Origin of the sequence: Sulfobacillus thermosulfidooxidans DSM 9293, assembly GCF_900176145.1 — a bacterium.
Classification (GTDB): Bacteria; Bacillota; Sulfobacillia; order Sulfobacillales; family Sulfobacillaceae; genus Sulfobacillus; species Sulfobacillus thermosulfidooxidans.
The window spans coordinates 3,461,181-3,486,711 of the sequence record NZ_FWWY01000001.1 but is presented as its reverse complement, the minus strand read 5'-3'; the positions used below and the strand labels follow the sequence as shown (position 1 = coordinate 3,486,711).

25 protein-coding genes, 1 pseudogene and 1 riboswitch are annotated in these 25,531 nt (G+C 49.3%); of the genes and pseudogenes, 22 read left to right on the top strand and 4 right to left on the bottom strand.

Features of this window, described 5'->3' with window-relative positions; translation table 11 throughout:
- Window positions 1–60: 60 nt before the first annotated feature.
- The 13 genes from B8987_RS17125 to rnc all read left to right on the top strand — a co-directional run bounded on the left by B8987_RS17125 (window position 61) and on the right by rnc (window position 11,240).
- A complete protein-coding gene (locus B8987_RS17125; RefSeq protein WP_084661755.1) occupies window positions 61–837 on the top strand; it encodes a hypothetical protein in 777 nt (258 codons plus the stop codon).
- A complete protein-coding gene (gene iadA, locus B8987_RS17120; protein ID WP_020374701.1) occupies window positions 834–2,027 on the top strand; it encodes a beta-aspartyl-peptidase in 1,194 nt (397 codons plus the stop codon). The genes B8987_RS17125 and iadA overlap by 4 nt, the downstream gene beginning before the upstream one ends.
- Entirely contained in the window at window positions 2,017–3,675 is a 1,659-nt protein-coding gene (locus B8987_RS17115) for an ABC1 kinase family protein (protein WP_020374702.1), read from the top strand. Before iadA ends, B8987_RS17115 begins: the two co-directional genes overlap by 11 nt.
- Window positions 3,676–3,768: 93 nt before the next feature.
- Entirely contained in the window at window positions 3,769–4,293 is a 525-nt protein-coding gene (locus B8987_RS17110; RefSeq protein ID WP_020374703.1) for a YceD family protein, read from the top strand.
- A 30-nt stretch (window positions 4,294–4,323) separates the two neighbouring features.
- The gene (gene rpmF, locus B8987_RS17105; protein ID WP_053958659.1) at window positions 4,324–4,503 is read left to right on the top strand and encodes a 50S ribosomal protein L32; all 180 of its coding nucleotides are present in this window, start codon (window positions 4,324–4,326) and stop codon (window positions 4,501–4,503) included.
- A 92-nt stretch (window positions 4,504–4,595) separates the two neighbouring features.
- Window positions 4,596–5,201 (top strand): transcription factor FapR, encoded by a 606-nt coding sequence (gene fapR / locus B8987_RS17100; RefSeq protein WP_020374704.1) that lies wholly within the window; start codon window positions 4,596–4,598, stop codon window positions 5,199–5,201.
- On the top strand, window positions 5,198–6,202 hold the full coding sequence (gene plsX, locus B8987_RS17095) for a phosphate acyltransferase PlsX (protein ID WP_076007184.1): 1,005 nt from the start codon (window positions 5,198–5,200) through the stop codon (window positions 6,200–6,202). The genes fapR and plsX overlap by 4 nt, the downstream gene beginning before the upstream one ends.
- Entirely contained in the window at window positions 6,199–7,191 is a 993-nt protein-coding gene (locus B8987_RS17090; RefSeq protein ID WP_020374706.1) for a beta-ketoacyl-ACP synthase III, read from the top strand. Before plsX ends, B8987_RS17090 begins: the two co-directional genes overlap by 4 nt.
- Window positions 7,192–7,225: 34 nt before the next feature.
- On the top strand, window positions 7,226–8,179 hold the full coding sequence (gene fabD / locus B8987_RS17085) for an ACP S-malonyltransferase (RefSeq protein WP_084661753.1): 954 nt from the start codon (window positions 7,226–7,228) through the stop codon (window positions 8,177–8,179).
- A gap of 47 nt (window positions 8,180–8,226) precedes the next feature.
- Window positions 8,227–8,967 carry a 3-oxoacyl-[acyl-carrier-protein] reductase gene (fabG, locus tag B8987_RS17080; protein WP_020374708.1) on the top strand — a complete coding sequence of 247 codons (741 nt, stop codon included), beginning with the start codon at window positions 8,227–8,229 and terminating at the stop codon, window positions 8,965–8,967.
- A 19-nt stretch (window positions 8,968–8,986) separates the two neighbouring features.
- On the top strand, window positions 8,987–9,229 hold the full coding sequence (locus B8987_RS17075) for an acyl carrier protein (protein ID WP_020374709.1): 243 nt from the start codon (window positions 8,987–8,989) through the stop codon (window positions 9,227–9,229).
- Window positions 9,230–9,285: 56 nt separating this feature from the next.
- Complete coding sequence (fabF, locus tag B8987_RS17070) at window positions 9,286–10,524, top strand: beta-ketoacyl-ACP synthase II (RefSeq protein ID WP_020374710.1); 1,239 nt, start codon at window positions 9,286–9,288, stop codon at window positions 10,522–10,524.
- Window positions 10,521–11,240 (top strand): ribonuclease III, encoded by a 720-nt coding sequence (gene rnc, locus B8987_RS17065; RefSeq protein WP_020374711.1) that lies wholly within the window; start codon window positions 10,521–10,523, stop codon window positions 11,238–11,240. Before fabF ends, rnc begins: the two co-directional genes overlap by 4 nt.
- 67 nt (window positions 11,241–11,307) lie before the next feature.
- Here the strand turns inward: rnc and B8987_RS17060 are convergent, their stop codons facing one another.
- The 4 genes and pseudogenes from B8987_RS17060 to B8987_RS17050 all read right to left on the bottom strand — a co-directional run bounded on the left by B8987_RS17060 (window position 11,308) and on the right by B8987_RS17050 (window position 15,132).
- Window positions 11,308–13,917 (bottom strand): transglycosylase domain-containing protein, encoded by a 2,610-nt coding sequence (locus tag B8987_RS17060; protein ID WP_020374712.1) that lies wholly within the window; start codon window positions 13,915–13,917, stop codon window positions 11,308–11,310.
- 28 nt (window positions 13,918–13,945) lie between these two features.
- Window positions 13,946–14,221, bottom strand: coding sequence for a hypothetical protein (locus B8987_RS20065; RefSeq protein WP_020374713.1), 276 nt, complete (start codon window positions 14,219–14,221; stop codon window positions 13,946–13,948).
- A 90-nt stretch (window positions 14,222–14,311) separates the two neighbouring features.
- A pseudogene (locus B8987_RS20280) lies at window positions 14,312–14,377 on the bottom strand (zinc-ribbon domain-containing protein); the annotation flags it as partial.
- A gap of 194 nt (window positions 14,378–14,571) precedes the next feature.
- Complete coding sequence (locus tag B8987_RS17050) at window positions 14,572–15,132, bottom strand: hypothetical protein (protein WP_020374714.1); 561 nt, start codon at window positions 15,130–15,132, stop codon at window positions 14,572–14,574.
- Between the two features lie 277 nt (window positions 15,133–15,409).
- Here B8987_RS17050 and smc point away from each other — a divergent pair, with 277 nt between their 5' ends.
- The 9 genes from smc to trmD all read left to right on the top strand — a co-directional run bounded on the left by smc (window position 15,410) and on the right by trmD (window position 25,503).
- Entirely contained in the window at window positions 15,410–18,799 is a 3,390-nt protein-coding gene (smc, locus tag B8987_RS17045; RefSeq protein WP_176213257.1) for a chromosome segregation protein SMC, read from the top strand.
- A 10-nt stretch (window positions 18,800–18,809) separates the two neighbouring features.
- Window positions 18,810–19,724, top strand: a complete 915-nt coding sequence (ftsY, locus tag B8987_RS17040) for a signal recognition particle-docking protein FtsY (RefSeq protein WP_026040634.1) — start codon at window positions 18,810–18,812, stop codon at window positions 19,722–19,724.
- A gap of 34 nt (window positions 19,725–19,758) precedes the next feature.
- Window positions 19,759–19,884, top strand: a riboswitch (cyclic di-AMP (ydaO/yuaA leader).
- Between the two features lie 78 nt (window positions 19,885–19,962).
- Window positions 19,963–21,189: a glycosyltransferase gene (locus tag B8987_RS17035; RefSeq protein WP_084661749.1), complete on the top strand. Its 1,227-nt coding sequence runs from the start codon at window positions 19,963–19,965 to the stop codon at window positions 21,187–21,189.
- Window positions 21,158–21,880, top strand: coding sequence for an HAD family hydrolase (locus B8987_RS17030; RefSeq protein WP_020374718.1), 723 nt, complete (start codon window positions 21,158–21,160; stop codon window positions 21,878–21,880). The genes B8987_RS17035 and B8987_RS17030 overlap by 32 nt, the downstream gene beginning before the upstream one ends.
- Window positions 21,881–22,267: 387 nt before the next feature.
- On the top strand, window positions 22,268–22,624 hold the full coding sequence (gene ylxM / locus B8987_RS17025; RefSeq protein WP_020374719.1) for a YlxM family DNA-binding protein: 357 nt from the start codon (window positions 22,268–22,270) through the stop codon (window positions 22,622–22,624).
- Window positions 22,617–23,966: a signal recognition particle protein gene (gene ffh / locus B8987_RS17020; protein WP_020374720.1), complete on the top strand. Its 1,350-nt coding sequence runs from the start codon at window positions 22,617–22,619 to the stop codon at window positions 23,964–23,966. The genes ylxM and ffh overlap by 8 nt, the downstream gene beginning before the upstream one ends.
- Before the next feature lie 43 nt (window positions 23,967–24,009).
- Entirely contained in the window at window positions 24,010–24,297 is a 288-nt protein-coding gene (gene rpsP / locus B8987_RS17015; RefSeq protein WP_020374721.1) for a 30S ribosomal protein S16, read from the top strand.
- On the top strand, window positions 24,290–24,820 hold the full coding sequence (gene rimM / locus B8987_RS17010; RefSeq protein ID WP_084661747.1) for a ribosome maturation factor RimM: 531 nt from the start codon (window positions 24,290–24,292) through the stop codon (window positions 24,818–24,820). Before rpsP ends, rimM begins: the two co-directional genes overlap by 8 nt.
- Complete coding sequence (gene trmD / locus B8987_RS17005) at window positions 24,817–25,503, top strand: tRNA (guanosine(37)-N1)-methyltransferase TrmD (protein ID WP_020374723.1); 687 nt, start codon at window positions 24,817–24,819, stop codon at window positions 25,501–25,503. The genes rimM and trmD overlap by 4 nt, the downstream gene beginning before the upstream one ends.
- The last annotated feature ends 28 nt before the right edge of the window (window positions 25,504–25,531 follow it).

The following is a 25,531-nucleotide window of genomic DNA, read 5'->3' as shown; positions in this document are numbered from 1 at the left end:
AGCATAAAGTTGAAAAAGCTGTCTCATACTACTCTAGATCTTGATATCAGGAGGGTAGTTATGGGCATACAAGGAACTACGCAAAGCCGTAACAATGAGCAATCTTTGCGTGAACTCGTTCGTCAAGAACTCCAAAAGATTCAGTCGCAGAACAATTCACAGGGTTCTGGCCAGGGAAATACCCAAAATTCGTCATCGTCGAATCAAAGTGGGGCATCGAATCAGGGAAGTTCGTCGAATCAAGGCGGGTCATCGAATCAAGGCAGTTCATCCAATCAAGCCAATTCTTCTAGTCAAGGAGGGTCTAACCAACAGTCAAGCTCCGGCAGTCAAAGCGGAGGAAGTTCACCTCTTGGCAAAGTACGGCAAATTATTCAAGAAGAATTGATGCGGATGCAACAAGGAAATGGAGGCAATTCTAATTCTCAGCAATCTGCCAACAGTCAATCCCAGCCATCTAGTCAAGGGACCTCACAGCAATCCGCACAATCTTCTTCATCACAGTCTGGAAGTTCTAGTGCTGGAGGTTCATCGTCCACCCGGTCGAATACCACCGGAACCTCGGGGAGTGCTTCCTCTCAAACATCGAAAGCATCGAGTGCTTCCCATGTGGGGCAGACGGCAAAATCGAAAAAGGCAAGTGTTCAGCCTAAAACATCGGCCAACACCCAACAAACCGTTGCACAGGTTTTGACGCAAGCCCAGTATGAGTTGAGCCAAGAATTAGAGGCGAATTTGCATAAATTACGCAGTGTTATTCAACAAAGCCAAGAAATTGCTAAGAAGATTGAATTAGTCTTGGGTCATGGCGAAAAAGGGAGCGGTAACAAGGAATGAAGCTTTCGGCTGTGCTAATTCGGGCAGGTGCGATTTATGCTCCGGAGGATCTGGGTCCTGGCGAGGTCCTTATGCTGCATGATCGCGTAGCGGCCATAGGCCCTAAGTTAACGTTGCCTGAATGGGTCACACCGACAATTATTGATGCGCCAGAGGGCATGTTAATTCCAGGTTTTGTGGATATGCATGTGCATATGGCCGGGGGAGGGGGGGAAGGAGGCCCGCTGTTTCGCACGCCGGAAATCCGTTTATCCCAACTGATTAGGGCCGGTGTCACAAGTGTGGTTGGAGTATTAGGCACAGACGGCACGACCCGGTCCGTGTCCGGCCTGCTGGCTAAAGCGCGAGCACTAGGGGACCAAGGATTATCCACCTGGATTTACACAGGAGCTTATGAAATTCCTACACGAACGATTACCGGATCCGCGCGGGATGACATTATTTTGATTGATCGGGTTATTGGTATTGGAGAAATTGCTATCAATGATCACCGGGGAAGCCATCCGAGTGACCAAGAATTGCTTCATTTAGCGTCCGAAGCCCGAGTGGGTGGGTTACTGGCTGGCAAACCGGGAATATTGCATTTGCATGTCGGTGAGGGGAAGAGCGGACTGCGTAGTTTATTTCGTGTAGTGGAAATCGGCGATTTGCCGATTTCAACATTTGTGCCCACGCATTTAAATCGGCATCCGCGCATTTTAGCCGATGCCGTAACCTGGGGAAACCAGGGGGGTTACTGCGATTTGACCACTGGAATCGTGCCGACCGCCAGTGAACCCGAGGGCTTAAGTGCGGCAGATAGCGCAGTGATATTGCAACAACAAGGAGTTCCCTGGGAACACATTTCATTTAGTTCGGATGCGCAAGGTTCTATTCCAGTATTCGACGAGCAAGGACATCTTATACGCATGGATATCGGATCCGCTCACACCTTATTTGATGAAGTCGTGAAATTGCAAAAGAAAACCGGGTGGTCTTGGGAGCGCTGCATCAGACCCATTACATCGACTCCGGCTCGAATTTTAGGACAGAACGATATTGGGCAACTCAAAGTTGGCAGTATAGCTCACGCGGTGCTGATTAAAGACACCCAAATCGATACGGTAATCGCCAAGGGCCACATTATGATGAATCAAGGACGCATTATGCACTGGGATACTTTTGAACAAGGAGATTCCCATGGCTATTAAACCTCGCCATTGGCACCGAACACGCGAGATTGCCGAAGTCTTAGCCCGCCATGGCTTCGTTATGGTCCTGGATCGGCTCGGCCTCTCACGGTATTTGTCGTGGTCAACGAGACTATTAGGCAAGTTTCAACCCAAAACGGGGGCGAATTGGCCTGAACGCATCCCACTAGTTTTAGCGGATTTAGGACCCACATATATCAAACTCGGGCAATTAGCATCAACCCGTCCTGATCTATTGCCGGATTCTCTGATTGATGCCTTATCCCATTTGCAAGACGATGTCCCGCCCTTTGGATTTGAGGAAGTTCGGCAGATTATCGAGAATGCATGGGGAGTACCCATTGTTGATGTTTTAGAGTATTTGGATCCCGTGCCTTTAGCCGCCGCGTCTATTGGCCAGGTGCATCAAGGAATATTAAAAGATGGACGTCACGTGGTGGTGAAAGTACGGAGACCGGGAATTGTTCAACGCAGTGAGTCTGATTTTGCGATTTTACAAAGTTTAGCGGATTTAGCGGAAAAGCGTACCGAATGGGCGAAGCAATATGATTTGGGTCATGTCATGCGCGAATTGATTGCCGCATTACGCAATGAACTCGACTTTAGTATGGAAGCCCATTATACGGCTTTGGCTCACAAGACCTATCATGCGAAAGATTATCTTGTTCCGGAACCCATCTTGTCTTTGACGCATCCTGATGTACTTGTCTTGGAAGAATTACAAGGCGTAAAGATATCCGATACCGTCATCCTGCGGCAAATGGGTTTGGATCTTAAAGATATTGCGGAACGTTACATTCGTGCTATTTATGGTCAGGTGTTTGTGGCAGGGTTATTCCATGCGGACCCTCATCCGGGCAATGTGCATGTGACCCCAAAGGGGGACCTAATTTTTCTTGATTGGGGTCTTGTTGGCATGTTTTCTCCGACTATGCGGAAAAGGTCCTTGGATTTAGTCATTGGACTCACCCAAGGACAATCTGATAAGGTCGTGGATGCCTTATTAACCATGGGAGTGGCACCGCCTAATATCAATACGCAGAGCCTTTATTACGATGTGGAAGTCTTGCGTCGCCGATATTATGATACGGATTTGCGAAATTTTCGCATTGGCCAGGCCATTGCCGATTTATTGCATGTGGCCAAGAAATATCATATTAAAATTCCCAGCGAATATACCTTGCTTGCGCGTACCGCGGTAATAGCCGACGGTGTCGTGCGGCAACTGGATGATCAGTTATCGCTTGTTGAAATTGGCCGAAAGTTATCCCCGCAACTGATATGGACCCGCTTCAATCCCTCAGACTGGGGAAACCATCTCCTAGATGCCATGAAAGACTGGGTTGAATTGGGATCGGGATTACCTCAAGGGTTACGGCAAGTGATGACTACCTTAAGTCAAGGAGAATTTCGTATTATCTTAGAAGATAATAACTTGGAAAAGATTCTCTCTCATTGGGAGAAATTAATGAATCGCATTGCATTGAGTATGTTGCTCGCCGCGCTGATTCTGGGGACAGCTCTTGTTGTCCATCAGGATCATCTCCAACAGATCGCGCATATCCCAATTGTTGACTTGACCTTTTTTGCGGCTGCGGCCATTGCAGTCTGGGTGTTCGTGGAAGCCGTGATCAAAAAACGCTTGTGAGTCGACCAGCGCACCATAAGTCGTGAACGAGGTAAGTTGACAGATAAAGCACGGAATGGCTATAATTCATTGGAGTTTTGCGAGGTGGGTTGCATGCATATCCGAGTTTCTGACGTCAAGAAATGGGTAGGCCGCCAAGAAACGCAGCACTTGTCCGAAGACTGGCCGGAAGTTGTTCAAGAACGGTCCGCCTATCCGATGCGTGGAGTAGCGGAAATGGATGTAACAGTGCGGAATATTGGGCGAGCCCTAATTGTGGAATTGGAAGGAATTGGACACGTTTCTGCCGTGTGTTCACGGTGTTTGGAAACGTTTGATTTGGCTGTGCCGTTTTCTGCAGCGGAAGAATTTCGTGAAGAAGCCGGGAACAGTGACCCCAATGAAGATTTTTTTCGTTTTCAGGGCGATAAGATTTATCTAGATGATATCGTTGCTGACGCCTTTGGGGTGTCCATTCCTTACGCGCCAGTGTGCCATGATGACTGTCAAGGACTGTGCCCAATCTGCGGGACCAATCTCAATACGGATTCTTGTGAGTGCGAAACCCCGACAGACAACCGGTGGGCCGCTTTAAGTCGGATTAAGTTTCCGGAAGACCCGTCCCCATCGCAGCACTAGTGCTTAAGATTTGCATAGAGGAGGAAGCAGATGGCCGTTCCAAAGAAGAAATTATCACGGTCGCGTACGCACAAAAGACGCTCCATGTGGAAACTCACTGCTCCACAGTGGGTTGAGTGTCCCCGTTGCCATCAAGACCGGTTGCCTCATCATGTTTGCCCACATTGTGGGTATTACAACGGACGCATTGTTGTTCAGCATGATGCCTAATTATTGATTCCATGGCTTTTTTAGTCATGGAATCTTTTTATTGTCATATTTATGACATAGTCATATTATTTGTTCATAAGTGGAGGTGCCGTATGGCTCGCCTAAACCGTGTCGAGCGACAACGGAAATTAGCTGAAGCTCTTCGGGAAGATCCTTTGCAGACCGATGAAGATCTGGCGCAACGTTTTGGAGTAAGCGTCCCGACAATTCGGCTGGATCGGCTTCATTTGGGGATTCCTGAACTGCGCCTTCGCTCGGAAGGTCTGGCGCGTTTGAGTGTCGTGCATACGCGTACGCTGAAACGTCAAGACATGATTGGCGATTTGGTCGATTTAGTCATTGGACAAAGTGGACGATCTTTGCTCACAACCGATGAATCAATGGCTTTTGCCGGATCCGGTGTTGTGCAGTCCCACTTTATTTTTGCGCAAGCAGATTCTTTGGCCTTAGCGGTGGTTGACGGCGATAGTGCTGTGACAGGCCTTGCGAATGCGAAATTTAAGCATGTTGTTGAGGCAGGGCAACAGATTGTGGCCGGTGCGGAAGTGATTCGCCGCCGCGGTAATCGGTGGGTTGTTCTAGTGATTAGTCGTGTCGGCGAGATCACAGTGTTTCGCGGAAAGTTTGTTGTGTTGACCGACCCTTTTGACGGTCACAGACACGCAGAAAGAGATCGCAAGGAGGGAGCCCTGTCGTGAAAATCGCGGTCGACGCAATGGGCGGAGATAACGCACCATCTGCTCCAGTTAATGGAGCCTTACAAGCCATCGAGAAGATTGCAGATCTAGAAATCATTTTAGTGGGCGATCATGACCGAATTATGCCCTTGATTCAAGACAGTCCGCGCCATACCCGCTTACATATTCATCATGCTCCCGATGTTATTGGCATGGGTGAGGCACCGGTCCAAGCGGTGCGGCGAAAGCCCGATTCGTCGATGGTCCAAGCCATGAAATTGGTTAAAACGGGAAAGGCGGCTGCTGTCATATCGGCTGGCAACACAGGTGCCTTGATGACGGCGGGACTGTTTATTCTAGGGCGCATGACGGGTATTGAACGGCCGGCCCTGTCCGCTCTCTTGCCGGTCATGAATGGATGGGGATTGCTGTTATTGGATGTGGGTGCCAATTTAGATCCCAAACCGTCTCAGCTGGTTCAATATGGAATCATGGGGGCTTATTATTGCCAAGAAGTTTATGGAATTGAGAATCCCCGAGTTGGCTTATTAAATGTTGGGGAAGAACCGCGAAAAGGGACTCCATTGATTCGGGAAACATATGAACGGCTGCAAAAATCCGGTCTGAATTTTGTGGGTAACATTGAGTCCCGCGAGCTTATGCAAGGTCGCGCCGACATTGTGGTTTCTGATGGATTCAGCGGTAACATTGCTCTCAAACTCACTGAAGGTTTAGCCCGTGATTTGATGGGGGAGTTTAAAAAGTTGCTGATGAAGAATTTTAAAACCAAAATGGCGGCTTATCTGTTGAAAGATGGGTTGATGGATTTAAAACGCCGCATGGATTATCAGGAGTACGGTGGGGCACCACTGTTAGGACTTGACCAGATTGTCTATAAAGTGCACGGAGCCAGCCAGGAAAAAGCTTTTTACAGCGCCATCCAAGTGGCTTACAATTATTGCCAAAAGAATACCCAAACTCGGCTCCGAGAACGGGTAAGGGAGGAAGAAGCACATCAATGACTAGACGCGCCGTTGTGGCAGGATTAGGGACTTATGTCCCCGAAAAGGTTCTTACGAACCACGACTTAGAACAAATGGTGGATACCTCTGATGAATGGATCGTGACCCGAACCGGAATACGGGAACGTCATATTGCACGGGATGATGAAACCACATCAACGATGGCAAGTGAAGCGACGCGCCGGGCTTTAGCTGACGCGAAGATTACAGCGGAAGACTTGGATTTTATTGTGTGCGCGACGAACACACCCGATACCATTTTCCCTTCGACGGCAGCCCGTGTTCAACATCAACTGACGGATAAGCCAATACCGGGTATCGATATTCAAGCCGGATGTACGGGATTAATATACGGCATGGAATTAGCTTCCGCGCTCATTCAAAGCGGTGCTTACCGCAATATTTTGGTGATTGGAGCCGATAAACTTACGAGCATTACAGATTACCAAGACCGTACCACAGCGGTATTATTCGGTGATGCGGCCGGAGCGTTTGTTTTACAAGCCAAAGATGATACGGAATATGGCATCTTAGGATCCTATCTGCAAGCGGATGGACGGGGAGGAGATTTGCTCATTCAGCCAGCCGGTGGATCCTTGATGCCAGCTAGCCACGAGACGGTGGAAGCACGCCAGCATTATTTAAAAATGAATGGGAATGAAACCTTCCGGTTCGCCGTTAAAGCGATGCCTGAAGCGGTTGAAGAAGGGCTCAAGCGTGCTGGCTTAGGTGTCGAAGACATGGATTTATTGGTGCCTCATCAAGCCAATTTGCGCATTATCGATGCAGCCGTACGGCGTTTTGAACTCGATCCCGAACGGGTTGTGGTCAATATCGATCGCTATGGCAATACGTCTGTTGCCACCATTCCCTTGGCATTGCAAGAAGCGCGCCTTGAGGGACGGGTTCATGATGGCGATGTCGTCGTTCTCTGTGCCTTTGGCGCGGGATTGACATGGGGCTCTAATGTCATTCGCTGGGGACGGTAATCTCGATCATCAATGCTAAAGAGGAGGAAACTATGTGTCAGGATGGGCCGTTATGTTCCCGGGTCAAGGAGCCCAATATGTCGGTATGGGCCTCAACCTCTTTCAACAATACCAAGAAGCTCGGGACGTCTTTTATGAGGCAGATGACGCATTAGGATACAAATTATCTCAACTGATTTTTGAAGGGCCAGAAGAACGACTGCGGGATACGGAAGTGCAACAGCCGGCGATTTTAGTGGTGAGTGTGGCAGCATGGACAGTATTTCGGGCTCGACAACCCCAATTGCCGATAAGTGTAGGCTTTGGGTTATCGTTAGGGGAGTATTCAGCTTATGTTGCCGCGGGAACATTTACCCTCCGCGATGCCGTGCGGCTGACGCGAATCCGAGGCCGAGCTATGCAAGAAGCTGTGCCTAAAGGTTTGGGCGGGATGTCGGCAATATTGGGCCTAAAAAGTGAAGAGGTAGAAGCTCTGTGCCATGAAGCCTCGCAGGTGGGGTGGGTGCAACCCGCTAATTATAACGCACCGGGTCAAATAGTCGTTTCGGGCCTAATCACAGGTCTAGATCACGTTGAAACCGCGGCTCGCGCGCGGGGAGCACGGGTGGTACGTCTGTCGGTGTCAGCGCCCTTTCATTCCCGCTTGCTCACACCCGCTGGCGCGGTGGTATCTAAAGCCTTGGCCGATATCGATATTCAAAGGGCCCAGTTTCCCGTATTGGCCAATGTGGACGCAACATTATGTTATGATGCACAGGACATCATACCGCGTTTGATCAATCAAGTCTCTCATCCTGTTTTGTTTCAGCAGTGTGTTGAACGGGCGATGGCTCTTGATGTTTTAGGATTCATTGAGTTCGGACCCGGTCGCAGTTTAACAAGTTTGTTGAAAAAGATTGATCGCAAACAAAAAGTCTTTAATGTAGAAGATGAGGCGAGCTTAGACAAAGCTCTTGAACTCGTCCAGGCCCCAGGCTATAATAGCTAAGAATTATCGCCTGGAAGCCATATGACCGATAGGGAGAGGATTTGCGGGTGCCTTGGGAACAAAGAACGGCGTTGGTGACGGGTGCCTCCAGGGGCATAGGTCGCGCCATCGCTCTAAAATTAGCCCAACAAGGTATTACGGTAGCGGTCAATTACCGGGGTAATGATGCCGCTGCACAAGAGACCCAAGAGATCATCCGGTCGCATGGCGGGCAATGTGCGCTCTACCCCGCTGATATTTCGAATGTTGACGAAGCACAGTCTCTTGTCAATTCGGTGATTGAAGATTGGGGTCGCTTGGATATATTGGTGAATAATGCAGGGATTACTCGGGACACGTTATTGCTGCGCATGCGTACTGATGATTGGGAACAGGTTATCGCAACCAACCTTACCGGAGTCTTCGCGTGTACCCGCGCAGCGTTGCGTCCTATGCTCAAGCACAAATTTGGACGCATTGTAACGATTTCCTCAATCGCAGGAATTTTGGGCAATGCGGGCCAAGCCAATTACGCAGCGGCAAAAGCCGGAGTTATAGGATTTATGCGTTCTGTAGCACGTGAAGTGGCATCTCGGCAGATTACGGCCAATGTTGTCGCTCCCGGGATTATTGATACAGAAATGTCTCAACACATGAACCAGGATGCGTATGATCAATTGGTACGGCAAGTGCCACTGGGACGTGCGGGGCGACCGGAAGACGTTGCCGATGCCGTATGGTTTCTTGTTCAGGCTGATTACATTACGGGTCAGACGCTAGTTGTAGACGGCGGCCTTGTAATGGACTAATTTTGGAGGTGTCTAGAAAGTGGCAAACAAAGAACAGGTTTTCGACAAAGTGAAAGAAATTATTGTGGATCAACTGGGTGTGGATGAGGAAGAGGTCACTCCAGAAGCCTCATTTATTGATGATTTAGGGGCAGACTCGTTAGACATTGTGGAATTGATTATGGCTCTGGAAGAAGAATTTGGTCTTGAGATTCCTGATGATGAAGCAGAAAAAATCAGCACTGTCAACGATGCAGTGGAATATATTCGGGAAAACGCCTAATTTACGGCCCTAGTCTAGGGGAGCGGATTCCCGGTGACTGGGGGAGGGAGTAACGAATGCAGCGCGAACGCGTAGTGGTTACGGGAATGGGAGTGATTTCCCCAGTTGGATCAGGCCTCGAGAACTTTTGGGCAGGTCTGACCAGTGGACGAAGTGCTGTCGGACCCGTAACCCGATTTGATGCCTCACCTTTCTCGACCCGAATTGCGGCTGAGGTGCACGATTTTGATCCTCTTAAGTATCTCGAAAAAAAAGAAATACGGCATATGGATCGATTTGTGCAGCTAGCCATAGGAGCTGCACAAGACGCGTATGACGATGCGGGATTATCGGATCTGGATCCCGATCGGGCAGGAGTTTCGGTCGGGACAGGTATCGGAGGAATGGAAACATTAACCGACCAACACGAAACCCTGTTATCACGAGGGCCAGGGCGTGTGAATCCATTTTTCATTCCGAAAATGATCGGCAATATTGCGGGTGGTCAGGTCGCTATGCGATTTAATCTGCAGGGACCTAATGTCACATTGGTTACGGCCTGCGCGTCATCAGGCAGCGCTTTAGGCGATGCCATGCGAGCCATTCAATTTGGTGAAGCAGATGTCATGCTGGCGGGAGGAACGGAGGCGGTACTACTGCCGATTTCCTTTGCGGGATTCTGTGCCATGAAAGCGATGTCGACTCGTAACGACGACCCGGAACATGCCTCGCGCCCCTTTGATCAGGAACGGGACGGATTTGTCATGGGTGAGGGGGCCGGATTTTTAGTACTGGAATCCCTGACGCATGCTAAAAATCGTGGAGCCCGCATATATGCCGAGCTCATCGGCTATGGACGGTCAGCGGATGCCTATCATGTGGTCGAACCGCATCCGGAAGGCCGTGGTGCGGCGCAAGCGATGCGCCGCGCAATTCATGATGCCGGGATAAAACCGGAAGAAGTGGATTATATTAATGCGCATGGGACCTCTACAATGAAGGGCGATCTGGCTGAAACCTTAGCCATCAAAGATGTCTTTGGTGACCACGCCTATCAATTAGCGGTGTCGTCCACCAAATCATCAACAGGTCACCTATTGGGAGCTGCCGGGGCAGTTGAGATGATTGCGTCAATCCTAGCTTTGCAATACCAAACTGTGCCGCCAACGGTCAATTTAGAACATGCCAGCCCCGATTGCGATTTGAACTATGTGCCAAACCGGCCTCAATCGCGCGATATTCATGTCGTGATGTCCAATGCCTTTGGTTTTGGCGGTCAAAATGCGTCACTTATTGCTCGGGAGTATATTCCATGAACAGCAATTATTTAAGTCAGTGGGTAAAAGATCAGAATCTTCTAAAACAAGCCCTGACGCATTCGTCTTATGCTAATGAAGGATTTCGTAAAGAGACGCATAATGAGCGACTAGAGTTTCTTGGAGACTCGGTTTTGCAACTGGTCGTCACCGAGTGGCTATATCATCACAATAGCCACTGGACAGAAGGACAGCTGAGCCAAGGGCGAGCGGCCATCGTGTGTGAGGCGACTTTAGCTGAAGCCGCAACAAATCTGCATGTTGGTGAATTGTTGCGGCTAGGGCGTGGAGAAGAACGCAGTGGGGGTCGCGCTAAGCATTCCCTGCTTGCGGATGCTATGGAGGCCATTATCGGTGCGATCTATCTGGATAGCGGCTTGGAACAAGCTCGACAGTTCATTCAGGAGGTTCTGAGCTTTGCCCTGACTAGCGTGGAGCAACGGGAAACAGGACGAGATCATAAAACGGCTCTCAATGAATGGCTTCGTCGTCGTGGCGAGGAAGCTACCTACGAAGTCGTGGGATCTTATGGTCCTGACCATGCCAAGAGTTTTGAAGTCGAGGTGTCCGTGGGAGGTATTCCCATAGGTCGGGCTATCGGCCACAGCAAAAAGGAAGCGGAACAGCAAAGTGCTCGTTTGGCGTTAAAACATTTAATGGAGGAAGCCGAAAAGGCTTCACCTTCTCCGCATCCTTCGGCTTCTTCACCCGATTAATGGTCTTTACGATAATGTGAGAAAACAAGACGGCGTAGCGCAAGGCTCCGCCGTCGTCTTGTTTCGGTTAATGTCCGGGACCTGGTTGATTAGAAGAAGGACGACTCGGTTTATTCACGTCACCTGCAAGGGCAGAAGGGGTACTCGACGGAGTCGTTTTTGGCGGTGGCGAAGGAATGGTTGCCGAAGGCGAGGAGGATGTGGACTGGCCCGATGGCGATGTTGACGAACTCGGGCTAGACGATGGAGAGGGAGACGGTTGTTGATTGGGCGTGCACATTTTTGTGGGAGCCCAATACTTTGCATCCCAAGGAATTGGTACACCGGGATGCCAATCAGATTCTCGGCGGAGAAATACTGAGGTCACGTAGGGACCACAACCCTGCTGCCATAACTCATTGGGGTGGTTTGCCACGACCTTAACTGGGTAGTGGGTATTGCCAATCGACGTGGGTTGCGTGCCTTGAATAAACCAGGCGCCTTGAACATCCGAACTGGGAGCATATTGACTGGCTATTTTTCCTGACGTGATACTTACATCGGGCACATACACCATCCCACTGGGACGGGGAAAATGTTCAACAGGTATGTGCTCAGCCTGATTGACTTGCTCCATAATCGTTTTCCAAATGGGACCTGCTGCCACGTCGCCATAAGCGGGACCATTGGGAGTTGATGGTTGAGGGTATTCTCCTTTGCGATTCCCTTCCCAGACGCCTACGACGAGTTGTGGCGTGTAACCCATGAACCAGGCATCCGCTTCTCCGTTATTGGTACCGGTTTTTCCTGCTGCCGGTCGTCCAATGCCTAAATCATATCCTGTAGCAAGGGAACCGGGACCGATGGAGGGGATAGGATTGGGATCTAAAACCCGTTCCATCATTTTATCCATGATATAAGCCACTTGGGGACTAAACTCTACCGTGCCATGGGGCGTATCTTGATAGACAACGGCTCCATCGGCGTTGACGACTTTTGTGACCCAAATAGGTTTCATGCGCACGCCGTTGTTGGGAAATGTCGCATAGGCTTGGGTCATTTCGTAAACATTAAACCCTTCCTTGAGTCCGCCTATGGCGATACCCAGCCCCGCATGGAGATCCGCTTGGGTCAAGGGTAATCCAAATTTGTACTTGGCAAAATCATAGCCATAAGTGAGACCGATATCATGAAGTAAATGGACAGCAACGTCATTATCAGAAATGGCGAGTGCATCACGTAAGTCCAGATAACCTCGGTACAGGTGATTATCATTGTGAGGCCACCATTGGCCATTGACCTTGAAAATCGGCACGTCTTGGATTACCGACATTTGAGTATATCCCTTCACAATCGCCGGAGTATACTCTAACAACGGTTTAATAGAGGAACCCGTAGACCGCTGGACACTGGGATTTGTAGCCAAATCTTCTTGGAATGGTTGCGAAAATGTGCGGCCGCCAATGACAGCCAGAATGTAGCCATTATGAGGGTCTTCGACGACAGCGGCAGCTTGGTAGGTGGGATCAGCCGAGTGCGAGACGCCAAAATTATAATTCATCCATTGGTCGACCGCATTTTGTGCGATGTTGTACACAGTGGGATCTAATGCTGTGTAGATTTTAAGGCCACCGTCAAAAATCTGTGTACCCGTAAATCCTTTCTCCTGTAAAACGCGAATGACATGATCCACATACCATGGATAGGGATAGATTTGGCTATTAGCCGAATCGACAGAGACAGGATGCAGATTCACCGGGGCTGCATAGGCTGCTTTGGCTTGAGCGGGGGTGAGATATCCATATTTCACCATAGCATTAAGGACCTGTAACTGACGTTGTTTGGCCAATTTGAAATTCACCAAGGGATCATAAAGTGATGGGGCCTGAGGCAATCCCGCTAACATTGCCGCTTGAGCCACAGTCAATTGGGCAGGTGTTTCATCGAAATAGGCTTTGGATGCGGCATATATTCCGCTAGCCCCATCGCCTAGGTAAACCTCGTTGAGATACATATCCAAAATTTGCTGTTTGGAATACGTGTGGGCAAGTTCGAGCCCAATCATAAACTCCTGTGCCTTACGCACCAAGGTTTTCTTGTCACTTAAATATAAATCTTTGGCTAATTGCTCCGTGATCGTACTGGCTCCTTGTACCGCACTATGGTGCACAATGTCCACAATCGCCGCCCGGATAATGGATGTGATGTCAAATCCGGGATTCGAATAGAAGTTGTGATCCTCGATGGCAATAATGGCATGTTGCATGTTAGGAGAAATAGCAGAAAGCGGGACATTCACCCGGTTGACTGTTCCGTGTAGTCGGGCTACGGGTTGACCAAATCGATCATAGATAACAGAGTCTTGGCCCATGGCTTGTAAAGAGACCATGGACTGCACGGAAGGTAATGATTTCCACGCTTGATAGGCAATATAGCCACCGTAACCAAATCCGCTGACCATTAATCCGGTAACCGTTAACAGGACGACGCGTCCCCAGCGTACTCGTCGTCCTTGGACTTTGCCGGATTTCTTTGCTTTAGTGTCTTGGGCTGAACCCTTGGCTTTCGACGATGCTGAACTGAACGGAGGGATCGCGAACGCACGGCGTTTTTTAGCGGGATCAGGCAATTTGCGTCCGCAGAATCGACAAAATGCCGAACCGGCCGTATTATCCTGTCCACATTTCGGGCAACGCACGCTATCTTGTCATCTCCTTGTTTGCAAGTTACCCCTCAAAAGTGGGGGGAGTGCCATTATTCGGTGGCTCCTTGGTATATAACGCTCCAAGACCGAGAACAATCCCAAAGCCGATCCATGATAAGCCGGATCGATGCCCAAACAGGTTCCAAACGAACCCAACCAACGAAAAAGCAGCACTTCCAACAAATAAAACCTGCGATACGGTCCATCCTAACGCATGATGACGTATCTGCCCCAACCGTATAACGTTTGATTTAATCCCTAGGTAACGTTGACCGGCTAACGCCTTCATTTTTGTCATCCAATCCGCTCCCTTCCGGCTCTTCGGAGGAGAAGTGTCCCCTGGAGCCGGCTCGGGACGGGAATTGGATGGTTCAGGCAGCAAGTTCTGGCCACAACTGGGGCAAAAAATGCTGTCGACCGGAATCTGATCGCCACAATGACGACAATACACCATGTCATCCCTCGCCTTATTATCCTGTATCAACGCTACTATATCATTCGTGAGGCGTTGAAGGAATTTTAGGCTCCATGTCACTCCGGGATTGGCTGCGCCTAATTGGTGACCATTGTAACACAAACATACGCTTTTGACCTTGGAGGAGGCTGGTGGTGGTGGATCGCAATTCCAGTCTCATCGGTTCTAGCGAATCAAAAGAGATTGCGGACGATTTGAACAATGCGGTACATTGCCACGTCGAAATTGGCGATTTCACAGGTATCCGGGCGAATATAGCAGGTGTCGGTTCCTGTGGTGACTTTCATTAACACGGTCGGCAATTTGGTCGACCCGGCCAGAACCCATTTAGCCGGATCTTCATCGCGCAGAGGACTCAATAGCAATAGATCACCGCTTTGTACAGGTCCTTGAGACGGCCCGTGATAGCGCCAAGCCATTTTTCCTAGGACATTGGCGGCGAGAGAACCGGATAGCGATTCCTTGGTGAGAATAGGCTTACCGTCAGCATTAAAACCATCTAAAACGGGCAATCGACCGTATTGGGATACGGTTTCCTTGGCTATTTGTGCGGGCAATCGAAAACGGCCCCCCACAACAGCCCGTTTGAAGGCTTGCAAACCTTGGTAATGCGCCTTGGCTAGCCAATAATAAATTGTTTTTTCCTCGGAATACCCTAATTTTTGTGAGAGTTCCGCTGCCGTGATGAAGGGATCTTCGAGTATTAGATAAGCCATTCGATTGAGCACTTCCATTAGAAATAATCGCCTCCTGGCAATAGTAGGCCATGATGGGGAATGGTGATGATAGGCATGCCCGTCATCAGGCTTTCCCAATATACAGGAAATTACGATGATTGTGTGTATATGGCTATAGTGGTAATTTTAGGAAGTGTTCAATTCGGATTACCTGACGTGTATGACAGACCTAAAGCCGTGGCAGGCCCTCCTCTTAGGCTCATTGGGAGGTTATGATACAATGTCAGCACGAGAGATGAGATATGGTTAATATTGTACGAAATGGATGGATTCGATGTATCTAAAAAGTATCACCCTATATGGTTTTAAATCATTTGCTCAAGATACGCGCATTGCCTTAGAACCCGGCATCAGCGTGATCGTGGGTCCAAACGGGGGCGGCAAAAGTAATGTTATCGACGCCATTCGTTGGGCTCTAGGTGAGCAACGGGTGAAGGAACTACGTGCGGAGCGCTGGGAAGACCTGTTGCATGCAGGCAGCCGAAGCCAGCGAGCGAAAATGGCGGAAGTGACGCTTTTATTTGATAACCATGATGGCGAAATGGAGAATTGGCCTGAGTCCTTGGCAGTCACTCGTCGTTATTATTTATCGGGCGATTCGGAATATCTCTTAAATGGGCGCGCTGTGCGGTTGAAAGATATTGTGGATTTATTTCTAGACAGCGGAATTGGCCGGTTTAATTATGCGATCATTGGGCAAGGCCGAGTTGAAGCGGCATTGTTGATGAAGCCCAAAGAACGGCTAGAACAATTGGAAGAAGCAGCAGGGATTTCTCGGTACAAGGTTAAACGCAAAGAGACGTTGCAGCATTTAACCGATGTTGAAAGGAATTTGGATAGGTTAGGCGATTTGATTGCGGATGTCCGCCAGCAAAAAGATGCCATTGCTGAAGAAGCGCGTATCGAAAAAGAATATTTGGAGTTGCAGCATCGGCACAGTGAACTGCAAATGCGGTATCAATTAACCCAATATGACTTAGCCATGCGCGAAAAACAAGAATGGCAAGAGACTTTACAAACCTTATTAGCACAACGCCAGAGCTTGCAAGAAGAATTACAAGCGCTGCAAATAAAACAAGAAGAAGTTGACAATAACCGGCAAGTGATGCTTCATGAGCTGGAGGTGGTTCAAAGCGGTTTAGAGACGCGTAAACATTCATTGGCTACTGTTGAGACCCGCGTTGCTCGGCTTGAAGCCGAGTTAGAAGGCCTGGAACGGGAGGCTAATGGGCTGAAACAGCAAGCCCAATGGGTTGCACAACAATTGGACGAACTTGACGTAAAATACCCTCAACACGATCTTGACGCGAAAATTGAGCCAGACTCTGGTGCCGATAAAGAACTCCAAGATATGGAGAAGAACGTGCAAGCTTTACAGTATGCGTTAAACGAATCGGTTCGTGAGCGAAATCAACTGGAACAGGACCTGCAGAATTTAGAAAATCAACAGCAAGAGTTGGAGAAACGTTTAGCCCGTTTAGAAGGCACTTTTCAAATAGCGTCGACCAACGAGGATTTACTCTCGCGACTGGAATCCCTTGAACAGGAAGAACGCGAACTTCAATTAGAGTGGGAGAAAGCGCAAAAGACCCAGAACGTGTTAAGAGAAAAACGGCAGACTTTGCAAGGAGAACTGGCAAAAATTGTGGCGTCGATTAATAGCTCCCAGAAAACACTGTGGGAGCTTCAAGCTCAAGTTAAAGCCATGAAATCCTTAGAAGATCAGGCAGAAACTCTTCCTCTTAGTGTGCGGGCGGTTTTGCAGGCACGTAAAATCCATCATCTTGAGGGAATTCTGGGAACGTTGTCCTCGTTGATTACCGTTCCTGTGGACTATTCTCAGGCTATCGAGATAGCTCTGGGCGCTCAGCGTCACGATCTGGTGACGGAAACAGAATGGCACGCGCGTCAGGTTATTGAATGGCTCAAGCGTCAACGGGCTGGACGTGTGACCATCCTTCCCCTGGACCAAATCCGGGCAGCGAGCATTCCCGATCGGGATAGGGCCTTAAACCAGCAAAAGGGTGTTGTGGGGTGGGCGATTGATCATATTGATTTTGATGAGCGGATATTTCCGGCGGTAAGCTATGTGTTGGGCCGCGTTCTGCTTATCGAATCCTTAGATGTGGCCAATGCGATCGGGCGTCTTCATCAATTTCGATATAAAATGGTGACCCTTGACGGTCAAGTGATTTTGTCAGGGGGAGCCATTTCAGGAGGGAGTGACCGCGGGCGCAGCAACCATTTTCCTCAAAAGACAGCGGCACTGGTTGAGCAAATAAATGCCTTAACCCAGTCGGTAGCACGTCAGCAGCAACGCCAGGAAGAACTGGAAGGGCAGATTGCGGAAACCCAACGCCAAGGGGAAGAGGCCCAGCTTGTGGTGACACGATATGCTGAGCGCTTGAATCATTTACGAGCGCTGTTAGAGGGAGGAAAGTGGAACAAAGACCAGGTTCAGGAACTGCTAACATCATTGGCAGACCACCGAACCCGCATCCAAGAAGCCAAACAAGCCTTAGAACAAAAAATTCATCATACTCACACCATTGATCAAGAACTTGCTGCGCTCAAAGAGGCATATAACGCGCATCGTCAAGCCTATTTGAGTTCCCAGCAAGTGCAGAGTCACCGCCTTGAACTGTTGGCTCGGTATGTCGAAGAACAACAGCGGTTGACTCAACAAGCACAAGAAATCGATCAACGGCGGCAACAATTATCAACACAAATGGATGAGGTTCTGCGCGCTCTCTCGGCCTACCGAGTGGAACGTGAAAATATGATTGAGCGAATTGACATAGAATCCCAGCGCATTCAAGAGTATCAGAAAACATTGGCGCAAATGGATCACGATCTCCAACAGCTGGGAAGCCGGATACGATCGATTGATAGTGAGGACCGGAAGATGTCCGGTCGCATCACGTATATTGAACAACAGTTGCTCAAAACCACAACCCGGTGGGATGGATATGAACCGCCCAAGGCCGAACCGTTACCCGATGAGGAAATCCCTCGAGCCAAAACCTTACTCGACGAATGGCAAAGTGCTTTAGATCAACTAGGTCCCATCCGTCCCGGTGTGTATGCCCTCTTTACACAACTAGAAGAGCGTCTGGCGTATTTAGAATCCGAACGACACGATGTCGAGCTCGCCAAAAATGAATTGCGCGAAACCTTACGACAAATTGACCACGAGGTGGATGCACGCCTGGCCGAAACGGCTTCTCAAGTAGAAGAGGCATTTAAGCAAGCGTGTTTATCATTGTTGGGGGGAGAAGGCGGATTTCGATGGATCCAAGGTGATGAAAGGGGGATTGAATTATGGATTCGACCGCCCGGTAAAAAGCCGAGTACCATGACCTTGCTGTCTGGAGGAGAAAAGGCACTAGGAGGGATTGCCTGGCTGTTTGCTTTATTAAGCGTTCGCCCTTCTCCGTTTGTTGTTCTGGATGAAGTCGAGGCGGCTTTAGATGAAGCCAATGCGCAAAAAGTCGCGCAATATATTCGCGCGCATCATGGACGTACCCAATATGTGATTGTCACGCACCATAAATCAACGATGACGATAGCGGACGCCCTGTGGGGCGTGGCTGGGGACGGTCAAGGTCGGAGCCGGTTAGTTTCCGTCCGCATTGAACACACTCCATTAGCAGAGGAAGGATAGGTGAATGGCGATGGCTGGTTTTTGGAATCGTTTGAAAGAAGGGATGACTCGTACTCGAGACAGCTTGGGTGGACGTCTGCGGACGTTGTTTCAAGGACGCCAATGGGATGATTCCTTATGGGATCAGCTAGAAGAAATCTTATTTGAAGCTGACCTTGGATATGATACCGTGGATTACCTGCTGACTCAATTGCGAGAAGAAGTCCGGATTTCTCATCCGCAGCGGGCGGATGACGTCATGGAATTACTCCGGCACATTATGGTGGACTTGTTTGAAAAAGCATCTGATCCCACCCTTCTTGATCCGCAAAGACCGAGCATATGGTTAATGGTTGGCGTCAATGGTACCGGGAAAACAACCACGGCGGGAAAATTTGCGTACATGATGAAACGTCAAGGGTACCAGGTTATCTTGGGAGCGGCCGATACATTTCGGGCTGCTGCGGTTGAGCAGCTTCAGGAATGGGGTCAGCGAGCCGGTGTGGACGTGATTAGCCAAGGAGCAGGAGCTGATTCTGCTGCAGTGGCTTACGATACCGTTCAAGCAGCAATTGCTCGTTCCCGTGACTTAGCAATTATTGATACGGCTGGACGATTGCACAATAAATCGAATCTTATGCAAGAATTGCAAAAAGTGGTCCGAGTGATTCGGCGAGAACGGCCCGATGCGCCCCATCAAGTCTGGCTAGTTATTGACGCGACGACTGGTCAAAATGGTCTAGCTCAAGCTCAAGTGTTTTTGGAGGCGGTCCAGGTGACGGGAATTGTCCTAACGAAACTCGATGGGACAGCCAAAGGAGGAATAGCGCTGTCGATAAAACGGGAACTGGGTGTGCCCATTCGTTTTATCGGTGTCGGAGAAAAAGTGGAAGATCTGATGCCGTTTGACGCTGAAAGCTATGTCCGTGCCATTTTAGGCGATTGACGCCTTTTCTCTTGCCCACGTATACTCAAAGTATACCTTGATAACGCCGAATTCGATTAAGAAGCGGAGGACCCGTTCCTTTGGGGTGAATTGCTATGCAACGGGCATGCTCGCAGCCCGAACCCGTCAGCTAACTTCGCAGGCGTAGGGGGCTCAAGGTCTAATAATCAATTTGACTCCTTCCCCCGGGAAATATCCGGGGCTTTGTTTTGCCCGGTTCCATGGAGGTTATTGCACGATGATGAAACGTGTTTTACAAATCTCCTTACGCGCCGATCCTTTAAATCCCTTAGACGGCGGTGAAACGGGAGGTCAACAAGTTATTGTTCGGCAAATGGGCCGAAATCTGCAACATCTAGGTTATGCCGTCGATATTATCACATTACGTCAAGAGGACCACTTACCCGAACGGTATTCCTTTGGCCATTTGGGACAAGTCATTCGGCTGACAGGCTGGAAAGGACGCTTGTCGTCCGATGCAGATTGGCATCGTAATCAGGACGCAATTATTCAGCAAGTGTTAACCTGGATCCGTGAACAACATCGCGAATATCATATTATTCATAGTCATTTCTGGATTTCGGGAATGGTGGCTGTTCGCCTCGCCCGTGAACTGCGTTTACCGTGGATTCATTCGCCGTATAAAATGGGGCAATGGATTCTGCGACCGGGGGATGAGGTGTCTTCTATCCGGTTACAAACAGAGCGACAACTCATCGAACAGGCTCAAGGCGTCGTGGTCCCCTATTTGAAAGAAAGTGAAATGATCCATCAAATGGCACCGAAAGTGCCTATTTACGTGGTCCCACCCGCTGTCGATATTACGAATTTCTTTGTGCGTGATGCTGGACCGTTATTACGAGGATTAGGCTTAAATAAGCCTCCCATTTTATATGTCGGCCGTTTGAATAAAGGACGGGGAATTCAAGAAGTTCTCGAAGTGATGACGCGCGCTTCGTTGCCGCCGGATTTAACGCTCTTAGTCATTGGGGGCGGTCCCGGTGAGGTTGTCGACGGACAGCCGACGAACCCGACATTGCGCTCTTTGTCCGAAAAACTCAACGGGCATGTGCGGTTTCTCGGTCCCATGCCCCATCACGCCATCGCCACCTATATGGGTTCAGCCACGGTGTTAATTGCCCCAAATCAAGGACCGACCTTGGGCATGGCTGTTATCGAGGCGATGGCGTCGGGTTGTGCGGTGGTGGGAACCAATGTACCGGGCGTGGAAGACTGGATCGAGCCCGGATTTACTGGCATTCTTGTTGAGCGTTCACGTATTGACCAATTGTGGCAAAACGCGTTAGAGTTGTGGCAAACTCCTAATCGTGCCAGGCAAATGGGAACTAACGGGCAAGAAATTATTCAACGACACCACACCGTTAACCACATGGCACAACGGCTACATGTAGTGTATGAGGAGGTGGCGTCCAGTGGCCGCCATCAAGCGGGTGTTGGCTACTGATATTGATGGAACCTTAATCGGCCATGGAGGAGAACAGGCTGTTCGGGATTATCTTTTGGCGCATCCCGAGCTTGGAGTTATTTATCTTACGGGCCGTACGCTGAACAATGCCTGCTCAATTATTACACGCTACGGGTTTCCCACACCGCTTGCGATTGCAACCGATGTGGGAGCCGACATTTATTGGGGACCCCATTTCGAAGTCGATGAATATTGGGCATTTGAACAACGGCGCCATTGGTCGCCTCGGCGCCTTCGCACGGCACTGAGTGAAGTGTCGGGAGTTATTTACCGGGGACGCAGTTCTCATTGGCGCGTAGCATTTGAACTGCAAGATCCGAGTTTGCTGCCGGTTGTGAAATCGTATTTAACACAGCATCATTTGACAGTGCGGATGTTATGGCATCCTAATGAAAGCCGACTCGATATCTTGCCGTGTACGGCGCTAAAAAGCCGGGCCTTACAATATATTTTGCGCCGGATTGGCATTAAAGCGCAAAATTGCTTTGTCGCAGGGGATGCTGAAAATGACGGCGATATGCTGGTTAACCACTATCCCGGTGTCTTGGTGGCCAATGGAGATGCGTCGGTACGAAATTGCCTACCTGAATGGATCGTGCGTTCGCGCTATCCGGGCGCATTAGGTGTTTTAGATGGACTGCAGCAGTGGTTAGAACCACAACGTCAATAACGAGTGTGATCCGTATAATCCCTTCCGAAACCAAAAACTGGGTCATCTTGTGTCTGCTCAAAACTTCAAAGATCAGTGTGATGGCCTTAAAAGGCTTCGGGGTCTTTTAACGCCATCATAACATGTTTTCTCAATAACCCTTGTGCGCATTTATCATCGTGCTTCGACACAGGAGGCGGCGAGCGCCTTCTTACGGTTAGGTTATCGACATCTGATTATGAAAGACCATGATGGCTTTTGACCACTTTGCTTCCATGAAAACATGACTTTACCCAGGCTCGACGGATAATGGACTTTCGTCATTGACATTGACATTCCGTTATCCGTTCAGTATGATGGATTTTGTCTGTAAAGCATTTTTGCTTAACAGCAGACCGGGGTGGGACTGTGGAACGTTTGAACCGTGAACGTGCCAATATTTTATATGATATCTATGGCAAAATGCTGACTGACCACCAAAGAGATGTTTGGCGCCTTTATTATCTTGAAGACTGGTCGCTCATGGAAATTGCGGAAGCCAAAAATGTTAGCCGAGCGGCAATTCACGATTTACTCGACCGAAGCGCGAAAACATTGGAACAGTGGGAGAAACAGTTATCGCTAATAGATCATATGACGCGGCGCCAGCAGCAACTGAAATCCCTTTGGACACTCATTCACAGTGCACCCAAAGGGCCGTGGCAAGTTGAAGCCGAGAAGATTATTGAGGAATTGGCAGGAGAGGAGGGGCTATTAGATGTTTGACAACCTGACCGAAAAGTTACAAAACACCTTTAAGCGTATGCGCAATAAGGGACGGTTGACCGAAGATGATGTGCGAGAAGGTCTCCGTGATGTCCGTATGGCGCTACTTGAGGCAGATGTCAACTTTAAGGTCGTCAAGGATTTCTTAAGTCGTGTTGAGCAAGAAGCCATTGGCCAAGATATTCTCGAAAGCTTGACGCCTGCTCAGGGAGTTGTGCGCATTGTCCGAGATCAGCTCACAGAGCTAATGGGCAATCACGTAGAACGTATTAAAATGGCCTCTAATCCTCCGACTGTCATTTACCTTGTAGGTCTTCAAGGCTCAGGGAAAACGACATCTACAGCAAAATTGGCCAAAATGTTGAAGCAACAAGGCCGTCAACCCCTGATGGTGGCAACAGATATTTACCGCCCGGCTGCCGTCGATCAACTCCAAGCGTTGGGTCAACAAATTGGCGTTCCGGTCATCTACGAAGATGGATTGTCGCCTGTCCAATTGGTCCGAGAAGGCTGGCAGCGAAGCCGACAAATGGCTAAAGATGTCATTTTAGTCGACACCGCTGGCCGTTTGCACATAGATAACGCGTTAATGGATGAGTTGGTACAGATGCAAAAAGAAGTGCCAGCTCACGAAACATTGCTCGTTGTCGACGCCATGACAGGGCAGGATGCGGTCCGTGTGGCTAAAGCGTTCAAGGAAACGCTCCCAGTCACAGGTGTGATCTTGACCAAATTGGATGGGGATGCGCGTGGTGGAGCGGCGTTATCTATCCGTGCCGTCACCGATCTGCCAATTAAACTCATTGCAACCGGAGAAAAAGTTGATGCGTTAGAAGCTTTTCAACCTGATCGTATGGCTTCGCGAATTCTGGGCATGGGTGATGTTTTGACCTTGATTGAGAAGGCCGAACAATCCCTTGATAAAGACGAAATTGAGACGCATGCCAAACGCATTGGCACGAAGGATTTTAATTTTGAAGATTTCCAAGCCATGTTGAAGCAGGTCAAGAAGTTGGGGCCTTTGTCCAAAGTGATGGAGCTCCTGCCCGGAATGGGTCCTTTAAATCTTAACAAATTGAAGGATCAGGTGGATGACAAGGGACTTGATCGAGTCGAAGCCATCATTAATTCGATGACGATACTCGAACGACGCAAACCCGATATTATTGATGGGAGTCGACGTTTACGTATTGCGAAAGGCAGTGGTACCTCGGTTCAGGAAGTTAACCGCCTTGTCAAGCAATTTTATGAAATGCGGAAGGTCATGAAACAGATGAAAGGTAGCGGCCATAAAAGAAAATTTCCAAAGCTTCCTTTTAAAGATTTTCCTGATCTTCGGTAAGCGAGAAATGTCTGTATGGTGATGTGCGAGAGGAGGGAACAATATGGTAAAAATTCGTTTACGTCGAATGGGAGCAAAAAAGCGACCGTTTTATCGCGTGGTGGTGGCGGATGCCCGTTCTCCGCGAGATGGAAAATTTCTTGAGGAAATTGGCTATTATGACCCAACCAAAAATCCTGCCGTGGTGAAAATCGACGAGGAAAAGGCGATTCGATGGATTCAAAATGGTGCCCAGCCGACAGACACTGCCAGGTCGTTGCTTCGCCAGACCGGAGTGTTAAAGAAGGTTCATGAACTCAAGCAAGCCAAGAAGACCGAGCAAAATGTCTAAAGAGGACTGGTCTGACTTTGTGGCGGTAGGGGAAATTACAGCGCCACATGGGATTCATGGCGCATTTCGGGTTTACCCGACGACAGACTATCCTCACCGTCTTTTGAAAAGGAAGACCATATGGGTGCAGTCACTTTCTGGTCCCCAAGTGATCCGCCAGGCGCAGGCACATCCACCGCTGGTCATTCTTCAACTGGAGAATATTACGACGCGGGACCAAGCAGAGCATTTGAGGGGAGCCACTTTGTATGTTCCGATTGATTCCCTGCCACCATTGGGACAAGGAGAATATTACTGGTTCCAATTGCAAGGATTGAGCATTCGGGACATTTCCAGTCAAGAAATCATCGGAACACTAAACAAGGTGATACGTACCGGAGCTAACCAAGATGTCTTTGAGGTTATGCGCCCTAATAAGCCCCCCTTGTTGTTGCCTGCACTCAAATCGGTTGTTCTCCACGTAGATTTAGAGGCCGGTATCATGGATGTCCATGTCCCCGAAGGATTGGATGACCTCACATGATGGTCATCCAGATTGTGACATTGTTTCCCGAAATGTTTTCGGGACCGTTAACGACGAGCATGATGAAACGTGCGCAATCCAAAGGTTTGGTCGATATTCGGACGATTCCGTTGCGCTGGTTCGGGATTGGTCCGCATAAAACTACGGATGACTATCCTTTCGGTGGAGGGATTGGCATGTTGTTGCGAGCGGATGTTGTCGTGCCCGCTGTAGAATGGGCGCAAGCACATCATGCGGCTCCTGCACATGTCATCATTACCTCGGCGCAGGGGGAAAAATTTGATCAATCCATGGCTGAGCGTTTCAGTCACCTCGATCACTTAATTATCGTAGCCGGTCACTACGAAGGGATTGACGAACGCGCGATATCATTGTTAAACGCGCAAGAAGTCTCAATTGGCGATGTGATTTTGACAGGCGGGGAGATCCCCGCAATGGTGATGGTTGATGCCGTAACGCGGTTATTGCCGGGGGTTTTGGGGGCAGATGAAGGCACAGTCCATGAATCTTTTGGAGACAGTGGTGGGCTAGAAGGGCCCCAATATACGCGCCCTCGCACTTATCGGGGCATCGAAGTACCACCGGTCTTGTTATCCGGCGATCATGCTCGCATTGCGCAATGGCAAAAGGAACAAGCTCAACTCCGAACGCGACTTCGTCGGCCGGATTTGCTGCAACGATGACAATTTGCAGCGCATTTATGCGGATGCT